This window comes from Streptomyces sp. RLA131 (genome assembly GCF_056270125.1).
In genome coordinates this window covers 4,700,113-4,726,152 of sequence record NZ_JBWDOQ010000002.1, presented here as the reverse complement: position 1 = coordinate 4,726,152, position 26,040 = coordinate 4,700,113, and the positions used below count along the sequence as shown (strand labels likewise).

At 71.1% G+C, this 26,040-nt stretch carries 23 protein-coding genes; 8 read left to right on the top strand and 15 right to left on the bottom strand.

Features of this window, described 5'->3' with window-relative positions:
• Nucleotides 1-4: 4 nt before the first annotated feature.
• Nucleotides 5-1,255, top strand: a complete 1,251-nt coding sequence (locus RWE79_RS22370) for a sensor histidine kinase (protein WP_475941843.1) — start codon at nt 5-7, stop codon at nt 1,253-1,255.
• On the opposite strand, the gene RWE79_RS22365 is transcribed toward RWE79_RS22370, so the two are convergent.
• The gene (locus RWE79_RS22365; protein WP_475941842.1) at nt 1,238-2,815 is read right to left on the bottom strand and encodes an MDR family MFS transporter; all 1,578 of its coding nucleotides are present in this window, start codon (nt 2,813-2,815) and stop codon (nt 1,238-1,240) included. The genes RWE79_RS22370 and RWE79_RS22365 overlap by 18 nt on opposite strands.
• A gap of 111 nt (nt 2,816-2,926) precedes the next feature.
• Here RWE79_RS22365 and RWE79_RS22360 point away from each other — a divergent pair, with 111 nt between their 5' ends.
• The gene (locus RWE79_RS22360) at nt 2,927-3,511 is read left to right on the top strand and encodes a TetR/AcrR family transcriptional regulator (protein WP_475941841.1); all 585 of its coding nucleotides are present in this window, start codon (nt 2,927-2,929) and stop codon (nt 3,509-3,511) included.
• On the opposite strand, the gene RWE79_RS22355 is transcribed toward RWE79_RS22360, so the two are convergent.
• Nucleotides 3,493-4,146, bottom strand: a complete 654-nt coding sequence (locus RWE79_RS22355; RefSeq protein ID WP_475941840.1) for a M23 family metallopeptidase — start codon at nt 4,144-4,146, stop codon at nt 3,493-3,495. The two genes, RWE79_RS22360 and RWE79_RS22355, sit on opposite strands and share 19 nt — an antisense overlap.
• Nucleotides 4,147-4,453: 307 nt before the next feature.
• Between RWE79_RS22355 and RWE79_RS22350 the strand changes: the two genes are divergently transcribed.
• Nucleotides 4,454-4,792, top strand: coding sequence for a trypco2 family protein (locus RWE79_RS22350; protein WP_475941839.1), 339 nt, complete (start codon nt 4,454-4,456; stop codon nt 4,790-4,792).
• A 5-nt stretch (nt 4,793-4,797) separates the two neighbouring features.
• A complete protein-coding gene (locus RWE79_RS22345; protein ID WP_475941838.1) occupies nt 4,798-8,271 on the top strand; it encodes an NACHT domain-containing protein in 3,474 nt (1,157 codons plus the stop codon).
• Between the two features lie 139 nt (nt 8,272-8,410).
• On the opposite strand, the gene RWE79_RS22340 is transcribed toward RWE79_RS22345, so the two are convergent.
• Complete coding sequence (locus RWE79_RS22340) at nt 8,411-10,939, bottom strand: ATP-dependent Clp protease ATP-binding subunit (protein ID WP_475941837.1); 2,529 nt, start codon at nt 10,937-10,939, stop codon at nt 8,411-8,413.
• A 399-nt stretch (nt 10,940-11,338) separates the two neighbouring features.
• Between RWE79_RS22340 and RWE79_RS22335 the strand changes: the two genes are divergently transcribed.
• Nucleotides 11,339-11,836, top strand: a complete 498-nt coding sequence (locus RWE79_RS22335; RefSeq protein WP_475941836.1) for an SCO3374 family protein — start codon at nt 11,339-11,341, stop codon at nt 11,834-11,836.
• Here RWE79_RS22335 and RWE79_RS22330 read toward each other — a convergent pair.
• The 12 genes from RWE79_RS22330 to RWE79_RS22275 form a co-directional block, all read right to left on the bottom strand.
• Nucleotides 11,767-12,108 carry a histone-like nucleoid-structuring protein Lsr2 gene (locus RWE79_RS22330; protein WP_475941835.1) on the bottom strand — a complete coding sequence of 114 codons (342 nt, stop codon included), beginning with the start codon at nt 12,106-12,108 and terminating at the stop codon, nt 11,767-11,769. The genes RWE79_RS22335 and RWE79_RS22330 overlap by 70 nt on opposite strands.
• Before the next feature lie 144 nt (nt 12,109-12,252).
• Nucleotides 12,253-12,792, bottom strand: coding sequence for an amino-acid N-acetyltransferase (locus RWE79_RS22325; protein ID WP_475941834.1), 540 nt, complete (start codon nt 12,790-12,792; stop codon nt 12,253-12,255).
• Nucleotides 12,793-12,801: 9 nt separating this feature from the next.
• Nucleotides 12,802-13,197 (bottom strand): BlaI/MecI/CopY family transcriptional regulator, encoded by a 396-nt coding sequence (locus RWE79_RS22320; protein ID WP_475941833.1) that lies wholly within the window; start codon nt 13,195-13,197, stop codon nt 12,802-12,804.
• Between the two features lie 85 nt (nt 13,198-13,282).
• Nucleotides 13,283-13,465: a hypothetical protein gene (locus RWE79_RS22315; RefSeq protein ID WP_475941832.1), complete on the bottom strand. Its 183-nt coding sequence runs from the start codon at nt 13,463-13,465 to the stop codon at nt 13,283-13,285.
• Nucleotides 13,466-13,638: 173 nt separating this feature from the next.
• Complete coding sequence (locus RWE79_RS22310; protein WP_475941831.1) at nt 13,639-14,274, bottom strand: hypothetical protein; 636 nt, start codon at nt 14,272-14,274, stop codon at nt 13,639-13,641.
• A gap of 81 nt (nt 14,275-14,355) precedes the next feature.
• On the bottom strand, nt 14,356-15,945 hold the full coding sequence (locus tag RWE79_RS22305) for an LPXTG cell wall anchor domain-containing protein (RefSeq protein WP_475941830.1): 1,590 nt from the start codon (nt 15,943-15,945) through the stop codon (nt 14,356-14,358).
• 36 nt (nt 15,946-15,981) lie between these two features.
• A complete protein-coding gene (locus tag RWE79_RS22300) occupies nt 15,982-16,779 on the bottom strand; it encodes a type III pantothenate kinase (RefSeq protein ID WP_475941829.1) in 798 nt (265 codons plus the stop codon).
• Between the two features lie 6 nt (nt 16,780-16,785).
• On the bottom strand, nt 16,786-17,787 hold the full coding sequence (gene nadC, locus RWE79_RS22295) for a carboxylating nicotinate-nucleotide diphosphorylase (RefSeq protein WP_475941828.1): 1,002 nt from the start codon (nt 17,785-17,787) through the stop codon (nt 16,786-16,788).
• A complete protein-coding gene (locus tag RWE79_RS22290) occupies nt 17,784-19,481 on the bottom strand; it encodes an L-aspartate oxidase (RefSeq protein WP_475941827.1) in 1,698 nt (565 codons plus the stop codon). Before RWE79_RS22290 ends, nadC begins: the two co-directional genes overlap by 4 nt.
• Entirely contained in the window at nt 19,478-20,335 is an 858-nt protein-coding gene (gene panC / locus RWE79_RS22285; RefSeq protein WP_475941826.1) for a pantoate--beta-alanine ligase, read from the bottom strand. The genes RWE79_RS22290 and panC overlap by 4 nt, the downstream gene beginning before the upstream one ends.
• Nucleotides 20,332-21,240 (bottom strand): Rossmann-like and DUF2520 domain-containing protein, encoded by a 909-nt coding sequence (locus RWE79_RS22280; RefSeq protein ID WP_475946010.1) that lies wholly within the window; start codon nt 21,238-21,240, stop codon nt 20,332-20,334. The genes panC and RWE79_RS22280 overlap by 4 nt, the downstream gene beginning before the upstream one ends.
• Before the next feature lie 116 nt (nt 21,241-21,356).
• Nucleotides 21,357-21,866: a flavin reductase family protein gene (locus tag RWE79_RS22275; RefSeq protein WP_475946008.1), complete on the bottom strand. Its 510-nt coding sequence runs from the start codon at nt 21,864-21,866 to the stop codon at nt 21,357-21,359.
• Between the two features lie 415 nt (nt 21,867-22,281).
• Here RWE79_RS22275 and cdgB point away from each other — a divergent pair, with 415 nt between their 5' ends.
• The 3 genes from cdgB (at nt 22,282) to RWE79_RS22260 (ending at nt 25,953) form a co-directional block, all read left to right on the top strand.
• Complete coding sequence (cdgB, locus tag RWE79_RS22270) at nt 22,282-23,913, top strand: diguanylate cyclase CdgB (RefSeq protein ID WP_475941825.1); 1,632 nt, start codon at nt 22,282-22,284, stop codon at nt 23,911-23,913.
• 92 nt (nt 23,914-24,005) lie between these two features.
• On the top strand, nt 24,006-25,184 hold the full coding sequence (locus RWE79_RS22265; RefSeq protein WP_475941824.1) for a sensor histidine kinase: 1,179 nt from the start codon (nt 24,006-24,008) through the stop codon (nt 25,182-25,184).
• 73 nt (nt 25,185-25,257) lie between these two features.
• On the top strand, nt 25,258-25,953 hold the full coding sequence (locus tag RWE79_RS22260) for a response regulator (protein ID WP_475941823.1): 696 nt from the start codon (nt 25,258-25,260) through the stop codon (nt 25,951-25,953).
• The last annotated feature ends 87 nt before the right edge of the window (nt 25,954-26,040 follow it).

Genomic DNA, 26,040 nt, shown 5'->3' with positions numbered 1-26,040 from the left:
CGCGATGGTCCGCACGCCGGGTCCCCCACGGGGGCGGCTGCGCCCGCGCAAGAGCGGGCTGCGCTGGAAACTGAGCGCGTCGATCGCCGTGGTGTCGGCGCTGGTCGCGGTCGTGCTGAGTCTGGTGGTGCACAACGCCGCCCGGGCCAGCATGATCGACAACTCGCGTGATGTGCAGAACGAGCGGGTGCAGTTCGCCGAGCGGATCTACGAGTCCACCGGCCGGCTCACCATCGACGCCCGGCTGGACGACCCCGCGCTGCCCGCACCCCTCAAGCGCCTCGCCCGTGAGGGCAAGCGCGCCACCTACGTCCAGCAGCGGTCCGGCGGCGCGCGGGTCATCTGGGCCGAGACCCCGCTCACCGGGGGCCGCATCCTGTCCCTGAACTCACGTTTCGCCGACACCTTCTCGGTGCTGGAGGACCTCGACCAGGCGCTGGTCGTCGGCTCGGCCGCCGTGGTGGTCGGCGGCACCGCGCTCGGCGTCCTCATCGGCGGCCGGCTCTCACGCCGGCTGCGCAAGGCGGCCGAGGCGGCCGGCCGGGTGGCGGACGGGGCCACGGACGTACGCGTACGCGACGCGATCGGAGCCCGGGTGCGGGACGAGACCGACGAGCTGGCCCGGGCGGTGGACGCCATGGCCGACGCCCTCGCGGGCCGTCTGGAGGCCGAGCGCCGGGTCACCGCCGACATCGCCCACGAGCTGCGCACGCCGGTCACCGGCCTGGTCACCGCCGCCGAACTGCTTCCCCCGGGCCGCCCCTCGGAACTCGTACGCGACCGGGTCGCGGTGCTGCGCACCCTCATCGAGGACGTCCTGGAGGTCGCCCGCCTGGACGGTGCCACCGAGCAGGCCGATCTGCAGGAGGTGGCCCTGGCCGAGTTCGTACGCCGCCGGGTCACGGAGGCGGCCCGCCTGGAGACCCGGGGGGACGCCGTCGTGCGCACCGATCCCCGCCGGCTCGAACGCGTGCTGGCCAATCTGCTGGCCAACGCGGCCCGGCACGGCGCGCCCCCGGTCGAGGTGACCGTGGACGGCCCCTTCATCGAGGTCCGTGACCACGGTCCCGGCTTCCCGGACGACCTGCTCCGCGAGGGCCCCAGCCGTTTCCGTACCGGCTCCGCCGACCGGGCCGGCAGCGGCCACGGCCTGGGCCTGACCATCGCCGCCGGCCAGGCCCGGGTCCTCGGGGCGTCCCTGCGGCTGCGCAACGACGACGGCGCCGTCGCCGAACTGCTACTCCCCGGCGAGTAGCGGCACCGGTGCCTCGTCGGCCTCCCCGGCCGCCTTGGGCATGGCCCCGCGCAGCGGGATCTCCTTGACGAACCAGGCCGCCACGAAGCCGACGACGCTGATCACCGTGCCCCACAGGAACACATGGTGGGTGCCGGTCGCGACCGCGTGCAGATAGGCGTCCTTCACCGCCGGCGGCAGCTTGGCCAGGCCGGCCATGTCCAGCTGGGACGAGGACGAGGCCATCGCCGAGCCGGCCGCACCGGCCCGGGAGGACATGGTGTCGGTCACCTGGTGGGTGAAGATCGCACCGAAGAGAGAGACGCCGAACGAGCCGCCGATGGTCCGGAAGAGGGTCGAGGACGAGGAGCCGACGCCCATGTCCTTCATCTCGACGCTGTTCTGCGCGATCAGCATGGTGATCTGCATCAGGAAGCCCATGCCCGCGCCGAGCACGGCCATGAACAGGCCGGAGGTGAAGCGGGTGGTGCCGGTGTCCATGGTGGACAGCAGATACAGCCCGACGGTGATCAGGCCGCCGCCGATGATCGGGAAGACCTTGTACCGGCCGGTCTGGGTCGTCACCCGGCCCGCGATCAGCGAGACGACCATCATCGACAGCAGCATCGGCAGGAGCAGCAGCCCGGAGTTGGTCGCCGAGGCGCCCTGCACGATCTGCTGGAACAGCGGCAGGAAGGTCATCGATCCGAACATCACGAAGCCGACCAGGAAGCCGACCAGCGAGATCAGCGAGAAGTTGCGGCTGCGGAAGATGTGCAGCGGCAGCACCGGCTCCGCGGCCCGCGTCTCCACGTACAGGAAGACCGCGAGCGAGGCGACGCCGAGCACCCCCAGCCCGATGATCTGGCCGGATCCCCAGTCGTACTGGTTGCCGCCCCAGGTCGTGAGGAGTACGAGGGAGGTGATGCCGGTGGTGAGCAGCGCGGCGCCGAGGTAGTCGATCCGGGCCTGTACGCGCTTCTTCGGCAGATGCAGCACCGCCGAGATCATGAACAGCGCGACCGCGCCCAGCGGCAGGTTGATGTAGAAGCTCCAGCGCCAGCTGAGGTTGTCGGTGATCGTGCCGCCGACCAGCGGGCCGCCGATCATGGCCACCGCCATCACGCCGGCGATCATGCCCTGGTACTTGCCGCGTTCCCGGGGCGGGATCAGGTCACCGATGATCGCCATCACGCCGACCATCAGACCGCCCGCGCCCAGGCCCTGGACGGCCCGGAAGGCGATCAGCTGCTCCATGCTCTGGGACATGCCGGACAGCGCCGAGCCGATCAGGAAGATCACGATGGACGCCATGAAGACGCCCTTGCGGCCGTACATGTCGCCGAGTTTTCCCCAGATCGGGGTCGAGGCTGCGGTCGCGAGGGTGTACGCGGTGACCACCCAGGACAGGCGGTTCAGGCCCCCCAGTTCACCGACGATCGTCGGCATCGCGGTGCCCACGATCATGTTGTCGAGCATCGCGAGCAGCATCGCGATCATCAACCCGAACAGCACCACACGCACGCTGCGCTGCTGCGGCTCGGGCTGCGCCAGCGGTGGCGCGTCGGCGGTCGTCGCCATGGTCCAAGCTCCCCTACCTGCGAAACACACTTACTTGCCGACCGGCTAGTTTTTAGTTCCCATGACAGTAGGCATCAACTAGCCGGTCGTCAAGTAAGTTAAAGTTCGCGCATGGCTACGCCGCATGTACGCAGAGGTGATACGCGACAGCGCATCCAGCAGGTCGCGCTGGCGCTCTTCGCCGAGCAGGGGTACGAGAAGACCTCACTGCGCGAGATCGCCGAGCAGCTCGACGTCACCAAGGCGGCGCTGTACTACCACTTCAAGACCAAGGAAGACATTCTCATCAGCGTCGTCGCCGACCTGGCCAGGCCGGTCGACGAACTGATCTCCTGGGCGGCGGCCCAGCCGCGCACCCTGGAGACCAAGCAGGAGATCCTGCGCCGCTACAACGACGCCCTGTGGGGCGCCAGCGACCTCTTCCGCTTCATGCAGGAGAACCAGGCCACCGTGCGCGAACTGAGCATCGGCGAGGTCTTCAAGTCCAAGGTCCAGGCCCTCAACGGGCTGCTCAAGGAGCCCGGCTTCTCGATGGCCGACCAGGTCCGCTGCATCACCGCGATCTTCTCGATGCACGCGGGCATGTTCGCCATGCAGAACATCGAGGGCGACCCCGGGGAGAAGCGGGCCGCCATCCTCGAAGTCGCCCAGGGCCTCATCGCGCAGGCCCAGCGGGGTCAGACCGACACGCCGTGATGCCTCAGGAACGGCAGCGGGCTGACCTCGGAGCCGTACACCGGCGTACGGCGGATCTCGAAGTGCAGGTGCGGCCCCGAGCTGTTCCCGGTGTTCCCCGAGAGCCCGATCCGCTGCCCCGCGCCGACCCTCTGGCCCACCCGCACCTTGATCTTCGACAGATGGCCGTACTGCGAGTACGTCCCGCTGCCGTGCTTGATCACGATGTTGTTCCCGTACGCCCCGCCCCAGCCGGCCGTCACCACGGTCCCGCTGTGCACCGCCAGCACCGCGGTGCCGATGTTCACCGCGAAGTCCTGGCCCGAGTGCTTGTGCACCCACATGCCGCCGCTCTGGTTGAAGCCCGCCGACAGCGCGCACTTCACCTTCACCGGCTTCACCCACATCACCGAGCGGGCGTGCCGGTCGGCCCGCACCTTCAAGGCGTGCGCCCGCGAGGCCATGGCGGCCCGCTTCTGCACCTCCGCCTGCCCCAGCGTCGTCCTCGCCAGCTTCTGAGCGGTGCCCCGCGCCAGGATCCCGCCGGTCCTGCCCTGCTGTACGGGCTCCGCGGCAAGCGCGGTTCCCGCCGCGCCCAGCGCCAGGGACGCGACCATACCGGCCGCGAGCACGACGGCCTTGGAGTTCTTCAGCATGCGGAATTACCTCACTGATTTCGGGATAGTTCGGACGAGCCGTTCATTGGTAACCCGATATTCGGCGCGGCCAAAACAGCACCCCTACTACCAGGGATCGTAGTATCGCTTCCGTCCGACCCGTCCGACCCTTGCCGCGAGCGGCGGCGACTCGACTATTTCCCCTAGTAAGTGGGACAGCTCACGTGCCCCACATCACCACCGCATAAAGCCGCCCGGCAATTCCTGGGACCAAAGGCGAATTACGTCGGGACCAAAGTCCCGGAATCCATGGCACCCAAGGCCCTGTTTCCCCTACCGTTGTGCGGTGGACACGCCCTTCAGCGATATCGAACTGGCCGACGCCGTCGCCGCCGTCCGTGACGGCCTGCTCACCGCCACCGCCGACGGCAGCGGCTCCCCGCTCCGCTTCGCGCTCGGTGACATCCATATGGAGTTCACCGTCGAGCTGCGCCGCGAGGCCCGGGCCAGGGGTGGCGTCAAGGCCTGGATCGTCGACGCCGGCGCGGAGGCGGCCAGGACCGCGGCCCGCACCCACAAGGTCGCCTTCACCCTCAAGCCGCTCGACGCGGCCACCGGCACCGGCTGGCGGATCGCCGCCGACACCGAGGGCGACGCGAGCCGCTTCACCCCGGACGGCGCGTGACACCCGTGCCCGGCCCCACGCGCGAACGCGTCGCCGCCGTCTTCTCCGGCGGCCGCCAGGGCAGCGGATACCTCCTGTCGCCCTACCTGGTGCTCACCGCCGCCCACGTCATCCAGGACGCCGAGGACATCCGCGCCGTCTCCGTCGGCGGCAACGGACAGAAACGCTGCGAACAGCTCTGGTCCTGGCAGAACGACGCCTGCGACGTGGCGCTGCTGCTCGCCGACGAGCCCCTGACCGCCGTGGACACGCCATGGGAACGCGCGCTGTGGGGCGAGCTCCCCCGGATCGCCCCGGTCCCCGACTGCCAGGCCATCGGCTTCCCCCACGCCCGGCGCGACAGCGCGGACCGTCTGGAGACCGAGCAGCTCATCGGCACCCTCAAGCCCGGTTCCTCACTCCTCCAGCAGGGCCGCTGCGTCCTGGACAGCTCGCACCAACCGCCCGGCCCCCGTCCCGGCGGCGGCTCGCCCTGGGCCGGTTTCTCCGGCGCGGCCGTCTTCGCGGCCGGCCACCTGGTCGGCATCGCCGCCGTCGACCCCGACGGCTGGCGGAGCGCGCGCGTCGAAGCCACCCGCGTCAGCACCCTGCTCGCGATTCCGTCGTTCATCAGCACCCTGCGGCAACTCGACGCACGGATTCCCGTCACGGTCCCGGTCCCCGGCCTTCCGTCGAATCCCGACGCCGAATTCGAGACCCGCTACGGCGAATACATCGCGAAGAAACACAGCAAGCTGACGATCTACGGAATCGACCTCAGCAACTCACCCGCCCGATGGCCGCTCGACATGACATATCTGAGCCTCGAAGCGACGGCCACACCGCGATTTGCGGGCAGTACTGTCCCGGACATGGAAGCCGCGGAGGAACTCGCGGCGGGGATCATGGCCGATGATCCGGATCCGCTGTCGCCACTGGGACGCCGTGCCCGGGCCTCCGCCACGCGGCTGCTCGGCGAGGCCCGCCCGCGCCCCGCCGACCAGGCCCTGGCCCACCACGAACGCGTCCTCCTGCGCGGCGAGGCCGGGTCGGGGAAGACCACCCTCGTCCAGTGGCTGGCGGTCACCGCCGCCCGTCAGGACCTCGACGGGCGGATGGCCTACCTGGACCACCGGATCCCGTTCGTGCTGCCGCTGCGGACCCTCACCCGGCACGGCGATCGGCTGCCCGCCACCGGCGGCCTCCTCGCCGCCGGCGGCTGCCCGCTCGCCGGTTCCCAGCCCGCCGGCTGGGAGGCCCGGGTACTGACGGCCGGACGCGGGCTGCTGCTGATCGACGGGATCGACGAGGTCCCGGACGCCGAGCGCGAGCGCACCCGCACCTGGCTGCGTGACCTCCTCGCCGCCTTCCCCGGCAATCGCTGGCTGGTGACCTCACGCCCCTCCGCCGTACGCGACGACTGGCTCACCGACGACGACTTCACCACGCTGACCCTGTCCGCGATGAGCCCGGACGACGTGGCCGCCTTCATCAGGCGCTGGCACCGGGCGGCCCGCGCCGAGTCCGGGACGGCAGGACAGGGCGGTCAGGACGGCCAGAGCGGCCAGGACGGCCGGAGTGGTCAGGGCGGCCAGGCCGCAGAAGCTTGGGACGCCGGAGAACTCGACACGTACGAGTCCCAGCTCCTCACCGCAGCCCGCACCCAGTCCGATCTCGGCAGCCTCGCGACCAGTCCCCTGATGTGCGGCCTGATCTGCGCGCTCCACCGCGACCGGCGCGGCTATCTGCCGCACGGCCGCAAGGACCTGTACTCGGCCGCGCTGTCGATGCTGCTGATCCGCCGGGACCGGGAACGTGACATGGCGGGGCCCGAGCTCCGCGAGGAGTCGCAGATCGAGCTGCTCCAGCGGCTCGCGTACTGGCTGATCAAGAACGGCCGCACCGAGATGGACCGCTCCCGCGCCGAGACGATCATCGGCAGGGCGTTGCCGGCCATCCCCGAGGCAGCGGCGCTCGGCGACGCCTCCGCGGTGTTCGAGCACTTCCTCCAGCGCAGCGGCCTGCTGCGCGAGCCCGCTCCGGACACGGTGGATTTCGTCCACCGCACCTTCCAGGACTTCCTCGGCGCCCGAGCCGCCGTGGAGGAGGGCGACTTCGGCCTGCTGACCGAACACGCGGTCGACGACCAGTGGGACGACGTCATCAGGATGGCGGTGGCCCTGGCGCGTCCCGGCGAACGCGTCACGATCTTCAAGGACCTCCTGGCCCTCGGCGACCGGACCACCGACCAACGCGCCCGGGCCCGCGTCTACCTCCTCGCCGCCGCGTCCCTGGAACACGCCACCACGCTGGACCCCGCCGTACGCGGCGCCGTCGAACAGCGCACCGGCACTCTCATCCCGCCGCGCACCGAGGAGGAGGCCCGGGCCCTGGCGGAGACCGGACCTCTGGTCCTCGGGCTGCTGCCCGGCCCCGACCAGCTGGACGACGTGTCCGCGTTCCATGTGGCGGTCGCGGCCTCCCATGTGAAGTCGGACCTGGCCATGGCCTTCCTGAGCCGCTTCGCCACCCACCGCTTCCTGGCGGTGCGGGCGCAGCTGCTGTGGGCCTGGTCCCGTTTCGACACCGCCCAGTACGCCACGGAGGTCATCGCACGCCTGGACCCCACCGGCCTCGACTACACGCTCCGGTCGGACGAGCAGCTCGCCCAGTTGCTCCGCCTCGATCCGCGGCCGGGCAGGCTCGATGTCCGGGACGGAGTCTCGGCCGGGGCCCTTGCCTCCTACGCGGCCGGGAACGCCATCACGCATCTCAGGCTGCTGAACGCCTCCGCGCGTGATCTGGCGTTCCTGACCGGCCAGGACACGCTGGAACGGCTGATCGTCCATGACTGCCCGGACCTGGTGGACCTCTCAGCCCTGGACGGGATGCCGGTCCGGCTGCTCGACCTCGGCAGCCCCCGGGCCGACATCGATCTGGAGCCGGTGTCGCGTCTCCCCCGTCTCGCTGCGCTCATCGTCGGCGGACCCGCGGGGCTCAGCTGGTCGGCCGGGCTACTGCCCTCACCCGACCACCTCCAGAGCCTGAAGATCACCGGGGAGGTCCGGGCCCCGGACGGCCTCAAGGGGCTCGGCGGCCGGCCCCTGCTGCGGACCCTGAGCCTGAACCGGCCGTCCTGCCCCGCCTCGGCCGCCGACTGGCAGGAGATCAGCGGGCTGCACCGGCTGGACGATCTGTCCGTGACCGCCGCGTCCCTCGACACGCTTCCCGGGTCCATGCCCATGCCGGCCGTCACGAGTCTGGCGCTCACCGGCGGCGGCGGCGAGCGCGTCGTGCAGGGCGCCCTCCGGCGGCTGCCCGCCCTGTTCCCCCGGCTGATCACCCTGGCGATCACCGGCGACATGTCGGCCGAGGGCGACATCGACCTCGCTCCGCTGCGGGAACTCCCCGACCTCGGCCACGTGTACCTGGCCGCGGGCGGCGACCGGGTCCGCAACGCCGAAGGTCTCCCGTCCTCGGTGCAGCTCCACCTGCACTAGCCAGTGCTGTGACCGCGCTTGTCCTCGATCGCCGGGGGGACCCGGTGAGCCTGCCGCAACGCGGAAAAGCTGCCCCGGACCGTACGAGACGGTCCGGGGCAGCTTCCTGTTGCGGGAGCGGAGCGCGGCGCTGGCGCGCTTACGCGTCCTTGCTCAGGTTGGGGCCGGCGCCACCCGAGCCCGCGGCCTCGACCGGCGGGGCGTCGGCCACGGCCACCTTCTCCTCGCCACGGAAGGTGAACTTGGCGGCTTCGCCCTCACCCTCGGTGCCGACGACCACGATGTGGCCGGAACGGAGCTCGCCGAAGAGGATCTTCTCGGAGAGCATGTCCTCGATCTCGCGCTGGATGGTCCGGCGCAGCGGCCGGGCACCCAGGATGGGGTCGTACCCCTTCTTGGCGAGCAGCGACTTGGCCTCGGGCGAGAGCTCGATGCCCATGTCCCGGTCCCGGAGACGCTCGTCGACGCGGGCAATCATCAGATCGACGATCTGGATGATGTCCTCTTCGGTGAGCTGGTGGAAGACGACGATGTCGTCGACACGGTTCAGGAACTCGGGGCGGAAGTGCTGCTTGAGCTCCTCGCCGACCTTGGCCTTCATCCGGTCGTACCCGGTCTTGACGTCACCCGCGGCGGCGAAGCCGAGGTTGAAGCCCTTGGAGATGTCCCGGGTGCCGAGGTTGGTCGTCATGATGATGACCGTGTTCTTGAAGTCCACGACCCGGCCCTGGGAGTCGGTCAGGCGACCGTCCTCCAGAATCTGCAACAGGGAGTTGAAGATATCGGGGTGGGCCTTCTCGACCTCGTCGAAGAGGACGACGGAGAAGGGCTTGCGGCGCACCTTTTCGGTGAGCTGGCCGCCCTCTTCGTAGCCGACGTATCCGGGAGGAGAACCGAAGAGCCGGGAGACCGTGTGCTTCTCCGAGAACTCGGACATGTCGAGCTGGATGAGCGCGTCCTCGTCGCCGAAGAGGAATTCGGCGAGCGTCTTGGAGAGCTCGGTCTTACCGACACCGGACGGGCCGGCGAAGATGAACGAGCCACCGGGGCGCTTCGGGTCCTTCAGGCCGGCCCGCGTACGGCGGATCGCCTGCGAGAGGGCCCTGATGGCGTCCTTCTGGCCGATGACGCGCTTGTGGAGCTCGTCCTCCATGCGCAGCAGACGCGAGGACTCCTCCTCGGTCAGCTTGAAGACCGGAATACCGGTCGCGGTCGCGAGGACCTCGGCGATGAGATCGCCGTCGACCTCGGCGACGACGTCCATGTCGCCGGCCTTCCACTCCTTCTCCCGCTTGGCCTTGCCCGAAAGCAGCTGCTTCTCCTTGTCGCGGAGAGAGGCTGCCTTCTCGAAGTCCTGGGAGTCGATCGCGGACTCCTTCTCCCGGCGCACGTCGGCGATCTTCTCGTCGAACTCGCGCAGGTCCGGCGGGGCGGTCATCCGGCGGATACGCATCCGGGAGCCGGCCTCGTCGATCAGGTCGATCGCCTTGTCCGGGAGGAAGCGGTCCGAGATGTACCGGTCGGCCAGGGTGGCTGCCTGGACGAGGGCCTCGTCGGTGATGGAGACGCGGTGGTGGGCCTCGTAGCGGTCCCGCAGACCCTTGAGGATCTCGATGGTGTGCGGGAGCGACGGCTCGGCGACCTGGATGGGCTGGAAGCGGCGCTCAAGGGCCGCGTCCTTCTCCAGGTGCTTGCGGTACTCGTCGAGCGTCGTGGCGCCGATGGTCTGCAGCTCGCCTCGCGCCAGCATGGGCTTGAGGATCGAGGCGGCGTCGATCGCGCCCTCGGCGGCGCCCGCACCCACCAGCGTGTGGAGCTCGTCGATGAACAGGATGATGTCGCCCCGGGTGCGGATCTCCTTGAGGACCTTCTTCAGGCGCTCCTCGAAGTCACCGCGGTACCGGGAGCCGGCGACCAGCGCGCCGAGGTCCAGGGTGTAGAGCTGCTTGTCCTTGAGCGTCTCGGGCACCTCGCCCTTGACGATCGCCTGGGCCAGGCCCTCGACGACGGCGGTCTTGCCGACGCCGGGCTCGCCGATGAGAACGGGGTTGTTCTTGGTACGGCGGGACAGCACCTGCATGACCCGCTCGATCTCCTTCTCGCGCCCGATGACCGGGTCGAGCTTGGATTCACGAGCGGCCTGGGTCAGGTTGCGGCCGAACTGGTCCAGGACGAGCGAGGTCGAGGGGGTGCCCTCGGCCGGGCCGCCTGCCGTGGCGGCCTCCTTGCCCTGGTAGCCGGAGAGCAGCTGGATGACCTGCTGCCGGACCCGGTTCAGATCGGCGCCCAGCTTGACCAGGACCTGGGCTGCGACACCCTCGCCCTCGCGGATCAGGCCGAGCAGGATGTGCTCCGTACCGATGTAGTTGTGGCCGAGCTGGAGGGCCTCGCGGAGCGACAGCTCCAGGACCTTCTTGGCACGCGGGGTGAAGGGGATGTGCCCGGACGGGGCCTGCTGCCCCTGTCCGATGATCTCCTCAACCTGCTGGCGGACCGCCTCGAGCGAAATCCCGAGGCTCTCCAGGGCCTTAGCGGCGACACCCTCACCCTCGTGGATGAGACCCAGGAGGATGTGCTCGGTGCCGATGTAGTTGTGGTTGAGCATCCGGGCTTCTTCCTGAGCCAGGACGACAACCCGCCGCGCGCGGTCGGTGAACCTCTCGAACATCGTTAATCGCTCCTCAGAGCGGTCGGGCAGTTAGGGGTCGGTCCCCTCCCTGTCCTTCCGCATGCTAGTCCCGCACAGCGGGGCAGCTCTTCTCAACCGTCGACACCCGAGGGGACCGTTAGCCCCACTCAGCCGACAACAGCTCCAACCCGATGGTGCGAGACGATGTTCCCGCAGGCCAGGCGGATGCACCTTTATCCAGTACGCCCAGGGCGAACGCCGCCCTTCCCGACACGCCAGCCGTCCCTTCCCACTAGGACTTTCTTACCCGCAGGCACTGACACTCCATGCCGTATTCACCATAGGTGTCTGCTACGGGCGAACAGACTTGCGCTGGAATCATGTGCGGGGTGATGACCGGGAGTGGTGGCCGGCGACCGCGCGTAACCCCGGGCGCCCGTGGCAGTTGCACACGGCATGGGCTGTTACGCGGATGCGTACGACGAGAGTGTGTACGACGTGCTCGACGTGCCCGCGGAGGCGGGTTTCCAGGTGCTGGACCGTTTCACGGCCGCGGCGGCCACCGGGCCGGTCGCCCTGCGCGGGCGGCGTATGCAGTTCCTGGTGGCGGCGGGCGGCGCGGACGAGCTGCCCGGACTGCTGGAGTGGCTGGAGTGGAGCGGGATCCCACTCGATCTGGTGCCGCTCGACGGCAGGGAGGCCGCGTGCCACCGTTACGCCTCGGTGTGGCTGCGACCTCCCGGACCCGATGTACCGCTGCCGGCCCTCAGCTTCGGGACCGGCGCCGCGAGCGCCGGACTGACGGCACTGGTGTCCGCTCTCGCGAACGCCTGCCACCGGGTCCGGCTGCTGCACCACGTGCCCGATCAGCCGTGCGCCTTCTCGTACGCCTCACGGATGGTCGCGGGGACGCGGCCACGGTCGTTGACCTCGTAACCCTTCTCCTTGGCCCAGGCGCGGATCTTCGCGGTGTCCTGGCCCGCCGAGGAACCGCCCCGGGCCGCCTTGGCCGCACGACCGCGTCCGGCCCGGCCACCGGTACGGCGACCGCTGTCCAGGTACGGGTTGAGCAGTCCGCGGAGCTTGTCCGCGTTGGCGGTGGTGAGATCGATCTCGTACGTCACTCCATCGAGTGCGAACGTCACGGTCTCATCCGCCTCGCCGCCGTCGAGGTCGTCAACAAGAAGGACCTGAACCTTCTGTGCCACCGGCTTCCCTTTCATCGAATACGGATTAACGGTAAAAGCAAAGCGTCTTTTCCCGGAAAACACAAACCCCTAGGACGAACTCGTCCTGAACCTCACACACGACCGGGGGGACGATTCGGACAAACGGTTCTGCCGATCGACCGCTCAGAGATGCAGCAGCATGCGGCTGTTGCCCAAGGTGTTGGGTTTCACCCGTTCGAGGTCCAGGAACTCCGCGACACCCTCGTCATTGGAACGCAGCAGCTCACCGAAGACATCACCGTCGACCGGCGTCTCCCCGATCTCGACGAAGCCGTGCTTCGCGAAGAAGTCCACTTCGAAGGTGAGGCAGAAAATTCGGCGTACACCCAGCCACCGTGCCGTGTGCAGCAGCTTCTCCAGGACCAGATGGCCGATGCCCTTGCCGTGCTGTGTGGGATCGACCGCGAGAGTACGGACCTCGGCGAGGTCCTCCCACATCACATGCAGTGCGCCGCAGCCGACGACTTCGGCGTCCTGATCCCGTTCGGCGACCCAGAACTCCTGGATGTCCTCGTAAAGCGTCACCGTCGGCTTGTCGAGCAGGATACGGTCACGGACATAGGAGTCCAGCAGTGTGCGTACGGCCGGCACATCACTGGTACGGGCCCGGCGGATCGTCACGGCTTTTGCTGTGGACGCTGATGCGGAAGGCGCGGAGGGCATGGCCGGACGCTATCGCCCGTCGGCTTCGTCCGCCCCTCCGGGGTCGGCTGACCGCACAACCCGCATTGCGTCGCTCAGCGCTTCGCGCTGTTCCGGCGACATCATGCCGAAGAAGGCCACAAGGGCCGCCGCGGGGTTGTCACTTGCCGACCAGGCCTCGTTCATGAGGGCCGCCGAGTAAGCGGCCCGGGTGGATACCGCCTCATAGCGATAGGCCCGGCCTTCGGCTTCCCGCCGCAGCCAGCCCTTCTGGTGGAGGTTGTCCATTACGGTCATGACCGTCGTGTAAGCGATCGTGCGGTCAAGGCGCAGGTCTTCCAGCACTTCGCGTACCGTCACCGGGCGGTTCCACTCCCACACCCTGGTCATGACGGCGTCTTCGAGGTCTCCCAATGGGCGCGGCACACCCGAATAGTAGTGGCGGCAGTGACGCCACGGGCTCCGGAATGCCGGAGTTACTCGGAATAACGCGGAATGCCGGATCCTGAATTCAGCTCCGGGGACCCTCGGTCTTCACCTGCCGGGCGGACTCGGCACGGGCGAGGACGGAGTCCACCACGGCGTCCTCCTTGGCCTTGTTGGCGCCGCCCTGGCTCTTGATGAGGGTCCTGATGAGGAAGATGAAGGCGATGCCCATCACGGTCGGGGGCACGAGCGCGGCGACGTAGTCCATGCGCCCACACTAGCCACCCTCCCGAACGCGCCCCGCGCCGGACCGCCTTCCGGTCTGCGGGCCTGCGCGGCGCCGACAACGCCGACAGCGCCACGAGGCGGGCTCGTGACGCTGTCCGCTGGTTGTGCGCCGGGGGCGTACGGGGGCCTACGGGGGCTGTGCGTACGGGGCTGTCAGCCCGTGGCGCGCCGTTCCTCGGGAGGCTGCTCGGAGGGGGGCGCGGGGGCCGGGGCGGGCGCCGGTGGGGCGCCGGGGCGGCGCCTGGGCCAGATCTCGGCCGGGGTGGGGACCTTGGGCCTGGGAACCGGCTCACCCCTGACCGGCTTGGCCGGCTGGGGCTTGCCGCCGGGCAGCGCGAACAGGCGGGGCCGGGAGGGGGCCGGGATGCGGGCCTCCAGCCGGGCCCGTACGTCCAGCTCCGCGAGTCGCTCGCAGCGGCGGAGCAGTCCGGTGCGCCGTCGGGCCTCGACGGCACCGCTGGGCTCGGCCCGCAGGGAGCGCAGGGCGGAGAGGTCGTCGGGGCCGGGGACGTAGCCGGCGTCGAGCGCGCTGTGCAGCCGTTCGAGGTAGCCGGCCGCGCCGCCCGGAAGGGCGGCGCGGTAGCGAACGAGCTCGGCGGACAGGAAGCTGCGCAGCCGCCCGCCCTCCTGGCTCGCCTCGTCGACGGCCCGGGCGAGCCGGAAGCAGTCCTGGACGTCCTCGTGGGTGGGTCGGGTGGGCTGGAGGGCCGCTGCGAGGGCGCGCCGGAGCACGCGCAGTTCATCCGCGCTGAACGCCATGCCGCCTCGGGACCCGTGTGGCGTGGGCATGCGATGACTTTACGTACTAACCGGACAAACCTCGCGTAACCAGATATGCCCGGCGCGCCGTACGCCGGGCTCTCCGGCCCGTCAGCCCCTGCGGCGTCCCCGGCGGGCGAGGACGAAGGCGGCGCCGCCCAGGGCGAGCAGCACCACGGCGCCGACCACCACCGGGACCGTAGCGCCGGCGCCCGTCTGGGCCAGGCCGCCGCCGGACGTGCCGCCGGTCACCGCGTCGTCGCCGGAGCCGGTGGCGCCGGGGGACGCCGAAGCGGAGGCCGAGGACGATGCGGTGGGGGTGGCGGTGGGTGACGCGGTGGACGAGGGCGAGGCCCCGCCGGTGATCACCACGGGGATGGCGGCGGTGTTGTTGCCGGGGTCCTCGTCACGGGTCGGGTAGTCGGCGCGCGGGACGACCTTGATGGTGCCCTCGGCGCCCTGGACCGCCTTGTCGATCCGCACCCGGAAGACCAGCGAGTCGACCTGTCCGGCGTCCATCGTCTCGTCGATGTCGCAGACGTACGTCACCGGCGTGGTGTCCTTGCGCGAGCACGCCCAGTCGTCCTCCTCCCCGGGGAAGGGGATGGCGACCACCGTCGTCCCCTCCGGCGGGGTCACCACGTACGTGCCCGTGCCGTGGCTCTCGCGGCCCGTCAGGTCCATCCGGCCGGGTCCGGCGTTCTTCACCCCGAGCGTGACGGAGACGGTCCTGCCGACCTTGCCCTCCACGGTGCCGGTGACCGCCTGGTAGTCGGCGTGCTGGGTGGTGGTGATGTCCAGCATGCCGCCGGACTGGTCGAAGCCGCTGTCGACCGCGACCGGTGTGAGGCCGAGCGCCGGTCCCTCACCCGTGGTCGTGAACTCCTTCGGGTCCAGGCCGTCCGGCCGCTGTCCGCTCAGCGGCCACCAGTAGTAGGAGGCGTAGCCGTACATCAGGTCGGTCGCGGTGTGGATGTCGACGGCCTCCGCGAGCGCGTAGGCCGTGTCCGGGGCGACCTCCTGCGGGAACTCGCAGTACGCCGTGGCGTTGTCGGGGCGGTAGTGGCAGTTGCTGTGCCGGGCGGCGAAGCTCAGCCCGGACTGGCCGTAGAGCGCGATGCCCACGCCGTCGGCGGGCAGGTTGCCGGTGTTGGCGACCCGTGGGGTCAGCTGCACCGTGGCGCCGGGCGGCGACTCGTCGATGGGGGCGTGCCGGTGGGTGAGCAGCTTCGGGCTGCCGACGGTGACCTTGGTCTTCGCGGTGACGGTCGGCGCGTTGGAGGCGGTCGCGGTGTAGGCGAGGGTGCCGGTGTCACCGGCCTTCGCGCCGGCCGCCGCCTTGATGTCGAAGGGCTGGACACTGGTCAGCCCGTCGATGGAGCTGTAGCTGCAGGTGACGACGAGGCCCTTGCGGTCGCAGGCGCCGCCCACGTTGTGCAGGGTGGCCTTCCCCGCGAGCGATGTGGCGTCGATCGTCAGCGTGACGTCCTCGGCGAGGGGTTCCTCGTTCTCCACGTAGGCCAGGTTGAGGGCCATGGTGAACAGGTCTCCGTCGCCGGGGGCGTCCATCCGCAGGTAGTAGGCGTCCGGCGCCTGGATGAGCAGGGTCGGGTCGACCGCAGCGTGCGCGGCGGCACCCTGAGCCGCCGTCAGGAGAGCCGCCGTCAGAAGGGTTGTCGTGCATCGGAGTCCACGTCGCATGCACAGTGGACCGCACAGGAGGCCGAAAGGTTGTGCTCAGGTGGTGGACACGTTCCGTTCGTAGACCAGGCGGAGCCCGATGAGGGTGAGCCAGGGCTCGTGGGCGTCGATGACGGCGGACTCGGTGAGCACCAGGGGGGCGAGCCCGCCGGTGGCGATGACGGTGACGTCGTCGGGGTCGTCGGCGAGTTCACGGGCCATGCGTTCGGCGACGCCGTCCACCTGACCGGCGAAACCGTAGAGGATGCCGGACTGCATGGCCTCGATGGTGTTCTTGCCGATGACGCTGCGCGGCCGGCTGAGCTCGACCTTGCGCAGCTGCGCGCCGCGGGCGCCGAGGGCGTCCACGGAGATCTCGATGCCCGGGGCGATGGCGCCGCCCGCGTACTCCCCGCGGGCGGTGACCGCGTCGAAGGTGGTGGCGGTGCCGAAGTCGACGACGATGCAGGGGCCGCCGTACAGGTGCACCGCGGCGAGGGAGTTGATGACCCGGTCGGAGCCGACCTCCTTCGGGTTGTCGGTGAGGACCGGGATGCCGGTCTTGACGCCGGGCTCGACCAGGACGGCCGGCACGTCGCCGTAGTAGCGGCGGGTGACCTCGCGCAGCTCGTGCAGGACGGCGGGCACCGTGGAGCAGATGGCGATGCCGTCGATGCCGTCCCCGAGGCCTTCGCCCAGCAGCGGGTGCATGCCCATCAGCCCCTGCAGGAGGACGGCGATCTCGTCGGCGGTGCGGCGCTGGTCGGTGGAGATCCGCCAGTGCTCGACGATCTCCTCACCGTCGAACAGGCCGAGGACGGTGTGGGTGTTGCCGACGTCGATGGTGAGCAGCATCGCTGATCAGTTCCCCGGCCGCAGGTCGAGGCCGATGTCGAGGATCGGGGAGGAGTGGGTGAGGGCGCCGACGGCGAGGTAGTCGACACCGGTGACCGCGTAGGCGCGGGCGTTGGCGAGGGTGAGGCGGCCCGAGGACTCCAGGGCGGCCCGGCCGGCGACGATGGCGACGGCCTCCTCGGTCTCGGCGGGGGTGAAGTTGTCCAGCAGGATCAGGTCGGCGCCCGCGTCCAGGACCTCGCGGACCTGGTGGAGGGTGTCGGTCTCGACCTCGATGTCCAGGTCGGGGAACTGCTCGCGTACCGCCTTGAAGGCCGCGCCCACACCGCCGGCCGCGACCACGTGGTTGTCCTTGACCAGGGCCGCGTCGGACAGCGACATGCGGTGGTTGACGCCGCCGCCGGTGCGCACCGCGTACTTCTCCAGCGAGCGCAGGCCCGGCGTGGTCTTACGGGTGTCGCGGACCCGGGCCCTGGTGCCCTCCAGGGCGTCGGCCCAGGCGCGGGTGGCGGTGGCGATGCCGGACAGCCGGCACAGCAGGTTGAGGGCGCTGCGCTCGCCGGTGAGGAGGTCGCGGGTCCGGGCGGTCACCGACAGCAGGACCTGGCCGGCCTTGACCGTGTCGCCGTCCTCGACGTGCCGTTCGACCTCGAACTCCTCGGCGCAGACCACGGACAGGATCGCCTCGGCGACCCGGAGCCCGGCGACCACGCCCGGTTCGCGGGCGGTGAAGTCGCCGACCGCGACGGCGTCCTCGGGGACGGTGGCCACGGTGGTGACGTCCACACCGCCGGCCAGGTCCTCGGCGAGCGCCATGTGCGCGATGTCCTCGACCTCGATCGGGTCGAGTCCGGCGTCGGCGAGCAGCTCGGCGAGCGCGGGGTCCAGACCGCACTCGTACTCCTCGTCGGCGGACCCGTCGCCCGACGCGCAGCCGCAGCCGTCGCCGCAGCCACCGGCCCCGTCGGCGGGAACCAGGGGGAGGTCGTGGTGATCGTGCTCGGTCACAGCTGTGGCTCCGTATCCGTGGTGGGCGGCAGTTCCGCCGACTCGGTGGTGTGCACCGCGAGCGTCCGCTCGGGGGTCAGGCGTACGACGAGGTGGCGGTGCCACGCCGGGTCGTCGCGGTCCGGGTGGTCCTCGCGCCAGTGGCAGCCACGGGTCTCCTCGCGGCGCAGCGCGGCCGCGACCAGGACCCGGGCGACCAGGCTGAGGTTGGACGCCTCCCAGGTCTCCACACAGGGCTCGGCGGTCTTGCCGTCCCGCGCGAGGTCGTCGGCGGCCTGGTCGTAGATCCGCTCCAGGGCGGCGGCGGCCTGCTCCAGGCTTCGCGCGCTGCGCAGCACGCCGGCGCCCCGGGTCATGACGCGCTGGATCTCGAAGCGGGTCTCGTAGGACAGCAGCGGGAAGCGGCTCGGGTCCGGGACGACCGGCTCCCCGGGGGCGGCGGGGTGCGCGGTGATGTCGGCGGCGATGCGCTCGGCGAAGACCAGGCCTTCCAGGAGCGAGTTCGACGCCAGGCGGTTCGCCCCGTGCACGCCGGTGCAGGCGACCTCGCCGCAGGCGTACAGGCCCGGGACGGTGGTGCGGCCGCGCAGGTCGGTGCGCACGCCGCCCGAGGCGTAGTGCGCGGCGGGGGCGACCGGGATGGTCTCGGTGACCGGGTCGATGCCGTTGGCGCGGCAGGCGGCCAGGATGGTCGGGAAGCGGTGCTCCCACATCTCGGCGCCGAAGTGGCGGGCGTCGAGGTACATGTGCTCGGCGTCCTGCTCCCGCATCCTGCGCATGATGCCCTTGGCGACGATGTCGCGCGGGGCGAGTTCCGCCAGCTCGTGCTGCCCCTGCATGAAGCGCACGCCGTCGGCGTCGACGAGGTACGCGCCCTCGCCGCGCACCGCCTCGGAGACCAGCGGCTGCTGGCCCTCGGCGTCGGGGCCGAGGAAGAGCACGGTGGGATGGAACTGCACGAACTCCAGGTCGGAGACCTCCGCGCCGGCACGCAGGGCGAGGGCGACGCCGTCGCCGGTGGAGACCGCCGGGTTGGTGGTGGCGCTGAAGACCTGGCCCATGCCGCCGGTCGCCAGGACGACCGCCTTCGCGCGGACCGCGCCCACGCCGTCGCGCTGGCCCTCGCCCATGACGTGCAGCGTGACGCCGGCGGTGCGGCCGGCGGCGTCCGTGAGCAGGTCCAGGACGAGCGCGTTCTCGATGAACTCGATCCCGGCCGCGCGGACCGCGTCGATCAGTGCCCGGGAGATCTCGGCGCCGGTCGCGTCCCCGCCGGCGTGCGCGATACGGCGGCGGTGGTGGCCGCCCTCGCGGGTGAGGAGGATCTCGCCGGTGGTCTCGCTGGTGTCGAACTGCGCGCCGGTGGCGATGAGGCGCCGTACGGCGTCCGGGCCCTCGGTGACCAGGATCCGTACCGCTTCGGCGTCGCACAGCCCGGCGCCCGCCACCAGGGTGTCGTCCAGGTGCTGCTCCGGGGTGTCCCCCTCGCCGAGGGCGGCCGCGATGCCGCCCTGGGCCCAGCGGGTCGAGCCGTCGTCGAGCCGGGCCTTGGTGACGACGGTGACGCGCGCGCCGGCGGCCGCGCAGCGCAGCGCGACGGTGAGTCCGGCGACCCCGGATCCGACGACCACCACGTCCGCCTCGTGCGCCCAGCCGGGTGCGGGGGCGTGCAGACGTATCTCTGTGCCGCTCATGGGCGGGCTCCGAACTCCAGGGGAATGTTGTCGATCAACCGCGTCGTGCCGACCCCGGCGGCGACCGCGAGTACCGCCGGGCCGGTGTGGCCCGGGGCCGCGTCACGGAACTCGCGGGGGTCGATGAGGGCCACATAGTCCAGGTCCGGGCCGCCGGGGCGCTCCAGGACGGACCGGGCGGCGGCCAGTACGGCGGCGGGGCCGGCGTCCAGCGCGTCCCGGCCGGCGAACAGGGCCCGGGAGAGGGTCAGCGCGGTCTGCCGTTCCCGCGCGGACAGGAACCGGTTGCGGCTGGACAGGGCCAGCCCGTCGTCCTCACGGACGGTGGGGACGCCGACGATCCCGACCGGGAAGTCGAGGTCGGCCACCATCCGCCGGATCAGGGCGAGCTGCTGGGCGTCCTTCTGTCCGTAGAGGGCGAGGTCGGGCCGGGTGAGGTGGAGCAGCTTGGCCACGACGGTCAGCATTCCGTCGAAGTGCCCCGGGCGGGAGGCGCCCTCGTAGCGCTCGCCCATCGGGCCGGCGGTGATACGGACCTGGGGCTCGCCGCCGGGGTAGACCTCGCCGACGGCGGGCGCGAGGACGAGGTCCGCGCCGGCCTGCTCGGCGAGTACGAGGTCGGCGTCGAGAGTGCGGGGGTAGCGGTCGAGGTCCTCGCCGGGCCCGAACTGCAGCGGGTTGACGAAGACGGTGACCACGACCTCGCCCTGCTCGCCCGCGTGCTGCCGGGCGGTACGGATCAGGGCGGCGTGGCCCTGGTGGAGGGCGCCCATGGTCATCACGACGGCCCGCGTACGGCCGGGCTCGCGCGGGGCGGCCAGTTCCTTGGCGGTCTCCAGCAGCCGGACGCTCATCGCTCGCCCCCGTCCGCCAGGACCTCCAGCAGCGGCTCGGCCAGTTCCGGCTTGAGCATGCCGTTGGCCAGGGCCCGGTCGGCCGTGGCGCGGGCCATCGCGAGGTAGGAGGCGACGGCCTGCGGGGAGCGCCTGCGCAGCTCCTCCAGGTGGGCGGCCACGGTGCCGGCGTCACCCCGGGCGACGGGGCCGGTGAGGGCCTGGTCGCCGCTGCGCAGCGCGTTGTCGAGGGCGGCGCCGAGGAGGGGGCCGAGCATCCGGCCGGGTTCGGCGACGCCGGAGGCGCGCAGCAGCTCCATGGACTGGGCGACCAGGGTGACCAGGTGGTTCGCGCCGATGGCGAGGGCCGCGTGGTAGAGCGGGCGGGCGGATTCCTCGATCCATTCGGGTTCGCCGCCCATCTCGATGACCAGGGCTTCGGCGGCCATGCGCAGTTCGTACGGCGCGGTCACCCCGAAGGAGCAGCCGGCGAGCCGCTGGACGTCCACCGAGGTGCCGGTGAAGGTCATGGCGGGGTGCAGTGCCAGCGGCAGCGCGCCGGCCCGCAGGGCGGGTTCCAGTACGCCGGTCCCGTACCGCCCGGAGGTGTGGACGAGGAGCTGGCCGGGGCGGACGGCGCCGGTCTCGGCCAGACCGGCGACCAGCCCGGGGAGGGCGTCGTCGGGCACCGTCAGCAGCACCAGTTCGGCTCGGGCGAGCACCTGGGCGGGTTCGACCAGGGGGACGTCGGGCAGCAGCTCGGCGGCCCGCCGGCGGGAGGTGTCGGAGACGCCGGAGGCCGCGACGGGGTGGTGTCCGGCGAGGGCCAGGGCCGCGGCGAGCGCGGGGCCGACCCGGCCCGTGCCGACGACGCCGACCGTGAGCCGCGCGGGGCGGCCCGCCGCGCCCTCGGCGTGGTGGGGCATCGGCCCCGGGGTGTGTGATGCGTTCACGCTCGTCGCTCGCCTTCCGTTCCAGTCCTCGCGGGTACCGGACGTACGGCTTCATGCTACGGGAGTGTTTCCGGCCTTCTGCGGCCTGTTCACGCGAGGAAGCGGTAGCGGCCCCGGAAGTACGTCAGCGGGCCGCCGTCGGTGCCGGGGGTGCCGGCGGTGAGCACCCGGCCTACGACCAGGGTGTGGTCCCCGGCGGGCACCCGCTGCTCGGTGCGGCACTCCAGGACGGCGAGCGCGCCGTCGAGTACGGGGGCGCCGGACTCCTCGCCCCGGTAGTGGGGCAGGTCCTCGAAGAGCAGCCGGTCGCTGATCCGGCCGCGCATCGCGAAGCGGCCGGCGATGTGCCGCTGGCTCTCGCTGAGCACGGACACCGCCCACCGGCTCTGCCACTCCAGCAGGTCGTCCATGCGCGAGCCCTCGCGCAGGCTGACCAGGACCAGCGGGGGTTCGAGCGAGACGGACAGGAAGGCGGTCGCGGTCATGCCGACGTCCTCGCAGCGCGGCGAGCACACATGGCCGGCGGCCCCGGGACCGGGCGGGCCGTCCTCGGGCTCATGGGCGCTCAGCAGGGCGACGCCCGACGCCAGGCGGGACATGGCGGCGCGGAAGGCTTCGGGGTCGACGGACCCTGGGGAGGGGACCACGGTCTCAGGATGCACGCAGGGAACGCTAACCGGGCCGGCGGGCCGGCGGATCGGGCGTTGGACCTAGGACATGTTGCGTAAGTCCCGGTCCGACGGCCGTTCCGGGACCGCCCGTCAGCACACTCAGGACAGTCAGCACACAGTCATAGACGATCAAATGTGTTCAAGCTGTAAAGACATCAAAGCGCAAAGCCAAACCCTCTGTAGTTAAGATTTGACCAATGAGTGTGACTTGAGTCACAAGCGACATGAATTGTTGACCCTGTGTACCGGCCGAACTCCTCGCTGTGATTCAGTTGCGATGAGAACCGGACGCCAAGCTGGCAATCAGCGTCACAAGCAGTCGCTTCGAGGCTCGGGGAGGGCGATGGACACCGAGTCGGAGCCATATGTTCGCCTCACCACGCTGCGTCAGGTACACCAGGTCGTGGCCGAACTCAACACGGCGCGCAGCCTGGCCGACACCCTCCAGGCCGTCACGGACGGTGTGGTCAACGGCCTCGGTTTCGAACTCGCCGCCGTCAACCTCGTCCGCCAGGACGGGGATCTGGTCGTTGCCGCCGTCTCGGGAAGCGCCGCCGCCGAGGCCCTGCTGGCCGGCCGGGTCGGCAGCCGCGCCTCGTGGGACCGCCGGCTGACCATGGCCCAGCACTGGGGCACACTCCGGTTCATACCGCACACCGAGGGCTGGGTCCTGGACGGCGACGACGTCCCCACCTGGCACGTGGACGGGCCGCCGCCGCGCTTCCCCGACGAGTGGCACCCCGACGACCGGCTCTACGCGCCGATGTACGCCTCGCTCGCCGGCGGCGGCGAGCTGATCGGCGTCATATCCGTCGACAAGCCCAGCAACGGCCGCCACCCCGGCCCCTGGGGCTGCGAGGCCCTGCAGATGTACGCCTTCCAGGCGGCCATAGCCATCAGCAACGCGCGGCTGCGGGCCAACATGCAGCGCGCCCTGGTCCGGCTGGAGCGGGAGCAGCAGGCGCTGCGGGCCAGCGAGGAGAGCTTCCGGCAGGCCTTCGAGTACGCGCCCAGCGGCATGGCCATCGCCGAGATGGGCGGCGACCAGCACGGCAAGGTCGTACGCGCCAACGACGCGCTGTGCCGGCTGCTCGGGCGGCCCGCCGCCATCATGCGCCGCTACTCCTTCTCCGACCTGGTCCACCCCGAGGACGTCGGGGTCCTGCTGCGCACCAGCGCCGAGGGCGGCCGGGCCGAACTGCGCCTCCAGCGGCGCGACGGAACGTACGTCTGGGTCTCGCTGCGCAACTCGGTGGTCGCCGACACCACCGACGGGCCGCGCTTCCTGCTCACCCACGTCGAGGACATCGAGGAACGCAAGGGCCGCGAGCTGGCGTTGGCCCACCGGGCCAGCCACGACTCGCTGACCGGACTGCCCAACAGCGCCGAACTGCGCGCCCGGCTGTCCGGCAAGCTCTGCGACCGCCCGCAGCACCAGGCCGGTGACACCTCCCGGTACACCGACGCGTACAGCTACGGCTACGGCCCCGACGAACTGGCCGCCCCGCTGGCCGGCTACGACCACCACCACACCCACACCGTGGCCCCCGAGGGCGAGGCCGCCGGGGGCAAGGGGCTGGCGGTGCTCTTCTGCGACCTGGACGGCTTCAAGTCCATCAACGACCGCTTCGGCCACCACACCGGCGACGCGGTCCTCATCGAGGTCGCCCGGCGGCTCACCAGCGTCGTGCGCGACGGCGACACCGTCGCCCGGCTCGGCGGCGACGAGTTCGTGGTCCTCGCCGACGGACTGGCCGACGACGACGCGGCCGACCTCGCCGAACGCCTGCGCAACGCGATCATCCCGCCGATCCGGGTCGACGGCCGGGCCGTGAGGGTCGGCGCCAGCTTCGGCATCGGCTGGGCCGGCTGCGGCATGACGGCCGACGAGGTGCTGAAGTCGGCGGACCAGCGGATGTACATCGAGAAGCGCTCCCGCTCCGGCAACCGGCCCAACCACCGCCGCGCAGGCTGAGCCGGACCGCCCCCGGGTCCACCCTGCGGAGTAGGACGGATCGCTCCTCCGGCTGACTCCCGCACACACCGGCGTTACATACGCTGGGTGACGTGCAGCGCCTCTACGATTTCTTCCGCAGGCACCCGACCGGTGTCGACACCTTCTGGGCTGTCGTACTGCTCGGTCTGTCCGCCATGTGGATCACCGCGGAGGCGTCACTCACCGCCCTGCCGACGACCCTCGCGCTGTCGGTCGTCGTCGCGCTGCGACGCCGGATGCCCGAGCAGATGCTCGTGCTCGCGATAGCCGCGGGCGTGGCCCAGGTCGTGTTCGACATCGGCGTCAATCCCAGCGACTTCGCGATGCTGGTGATCATCTACACGGTCGCGGCCGTCGGCACCCGCTGGGCCTCCCGCCTCGCCCTGATCGGCGGACTGTGCGCCTCACCCATCGCCACCCTGCGCTGGCCGGACGGGAGCGAGGGCGAGTGGGGCCAGCTGTTCGGCATGGTCTTCCTGACCGTCCCCTTCGCCCTGGCCTGGGTCGTCGGCGACAGCCTGCGCACCCGCCGGGCCTACTACGCCCAGCTGGAGGAGCGCGCCGCCCGCCTGCACCGGGAGCGCGAGGCGCAGTCCAGGGCGGCGGTGGCGGCCGAGCGCGCCCGGATCGCCCGGGAGCTGCACGACGTCGTCGCGCACAACGTCTCGGTGATGGTGGTGCAGGCGGACGGCGCCGCCTACGTCCTGGACGCCTCCCCCGCGCAGGCCAAGCAGGCGCTGGAGACCATCTCCTCGACCGGGCGCCAGGCGCTCGCCGAGATGCGCAGGCTGCTCGGCCTGCTCCGGTCGGCCGACGACCACGGCGGCGAGTACGTCCCGCAGCCCGGCGTCGACCAGCTCTCCGACCTCATCGAGCAGGTGCGGGGAGCCGGACTGCCGGTGCGGTTCGAGATGACCGGTGAGCCGCGGCCGCTGCCCAGCGGGGTCGAGCTGACCGCGTACCGCATCGTGCAGGAGGCCCTGACCAACACCCGCAAGCACGGCGGCCCGGAGGTGAGCGCCAGCGTGAGCATCGGCTTCGGCGACAGCGAACTGGCCCTGCTGATAGACGACGACGGGCGCGGCGCGCAGCACGAGTTGTACGAGGAGGGCGGCGAGGACGGCCTCGGTCAGGGCCTCATCGGCATGCGCGAGCGCGTCGGTATGGTCAGCGGCACCCTGGACGCCGGACCGAGGCCGGGCGGCGGCTTCCGGGTCAGTGCCGTCCTGCCGGTCAAGGCCACCCACTAGCACCAGAGCACGACGGAACCACACAGAACGACTGAGAACGACAGAGAACGACGGAGAAGAGGACCCCACGACCATGGCGATCCGCGTGATGCTCGTCGACGACCAGGCGCTGCTGCGCACCGGCTTCCGCATGGTGCTGCAGGCCCAGCCCGACATGGAGGTCGTAGCCGAGGCGGGCGACGGCGCGGAGGCCGTGGACGTGCTGCGCTCCACCAAGGTGGACGTGGTGCTGATGGATGTGCGCATGCCGAGGATGGACGGCGTCGAGGCGACCCGCAGGATCTGCGGCGACCGGCCCGGCGGCCGGGACGACGAGAACGGCCCGCGGGTCCTGATCCTGACCACCTTCGACCTGGACGAGTACGCCTTCTCCGCCCTGAAGGCCGGCGCCAGCGGCTTCATGCTCAAGGACGTCCCGCCCGGCGACCTCCTCGCCGCCATCCGGGCCGTCCACAGCGGCGACGCCGTCGTGGCTCCCAGCACCACCCGCCGGCTCCTCGACCGCTTCACGCCGATGCTGCCCAGCACCACCGCCGAGCCGGGCGCGGAGAACCTCGACCGGCTCACCGAGCGCGAGCGCGAGGTGCTGCTGCTGGTCGCCCAGGGCCTGTCCAACGGCGAGATCGCGCGCAAACTGGTGCTCTCGGAGGCCACCGTGAAGACCCACGTCGGCCGGATACTCACCAAGCTCGGCCTGCGCGACCGGGTGCAGGCCGTGGTGCTGGCCTACGAGACCGGGCTGGTGCGGGCGGGCAGCGCGGGCGGCTAGCGCGGGGCCTGGCGCGGGGCCTGGCGCGGCGACCGGGTCGGTTCACCGGGTCCTTCCGGTGGCCGTGTTGTCCTCGATCGCCGGACG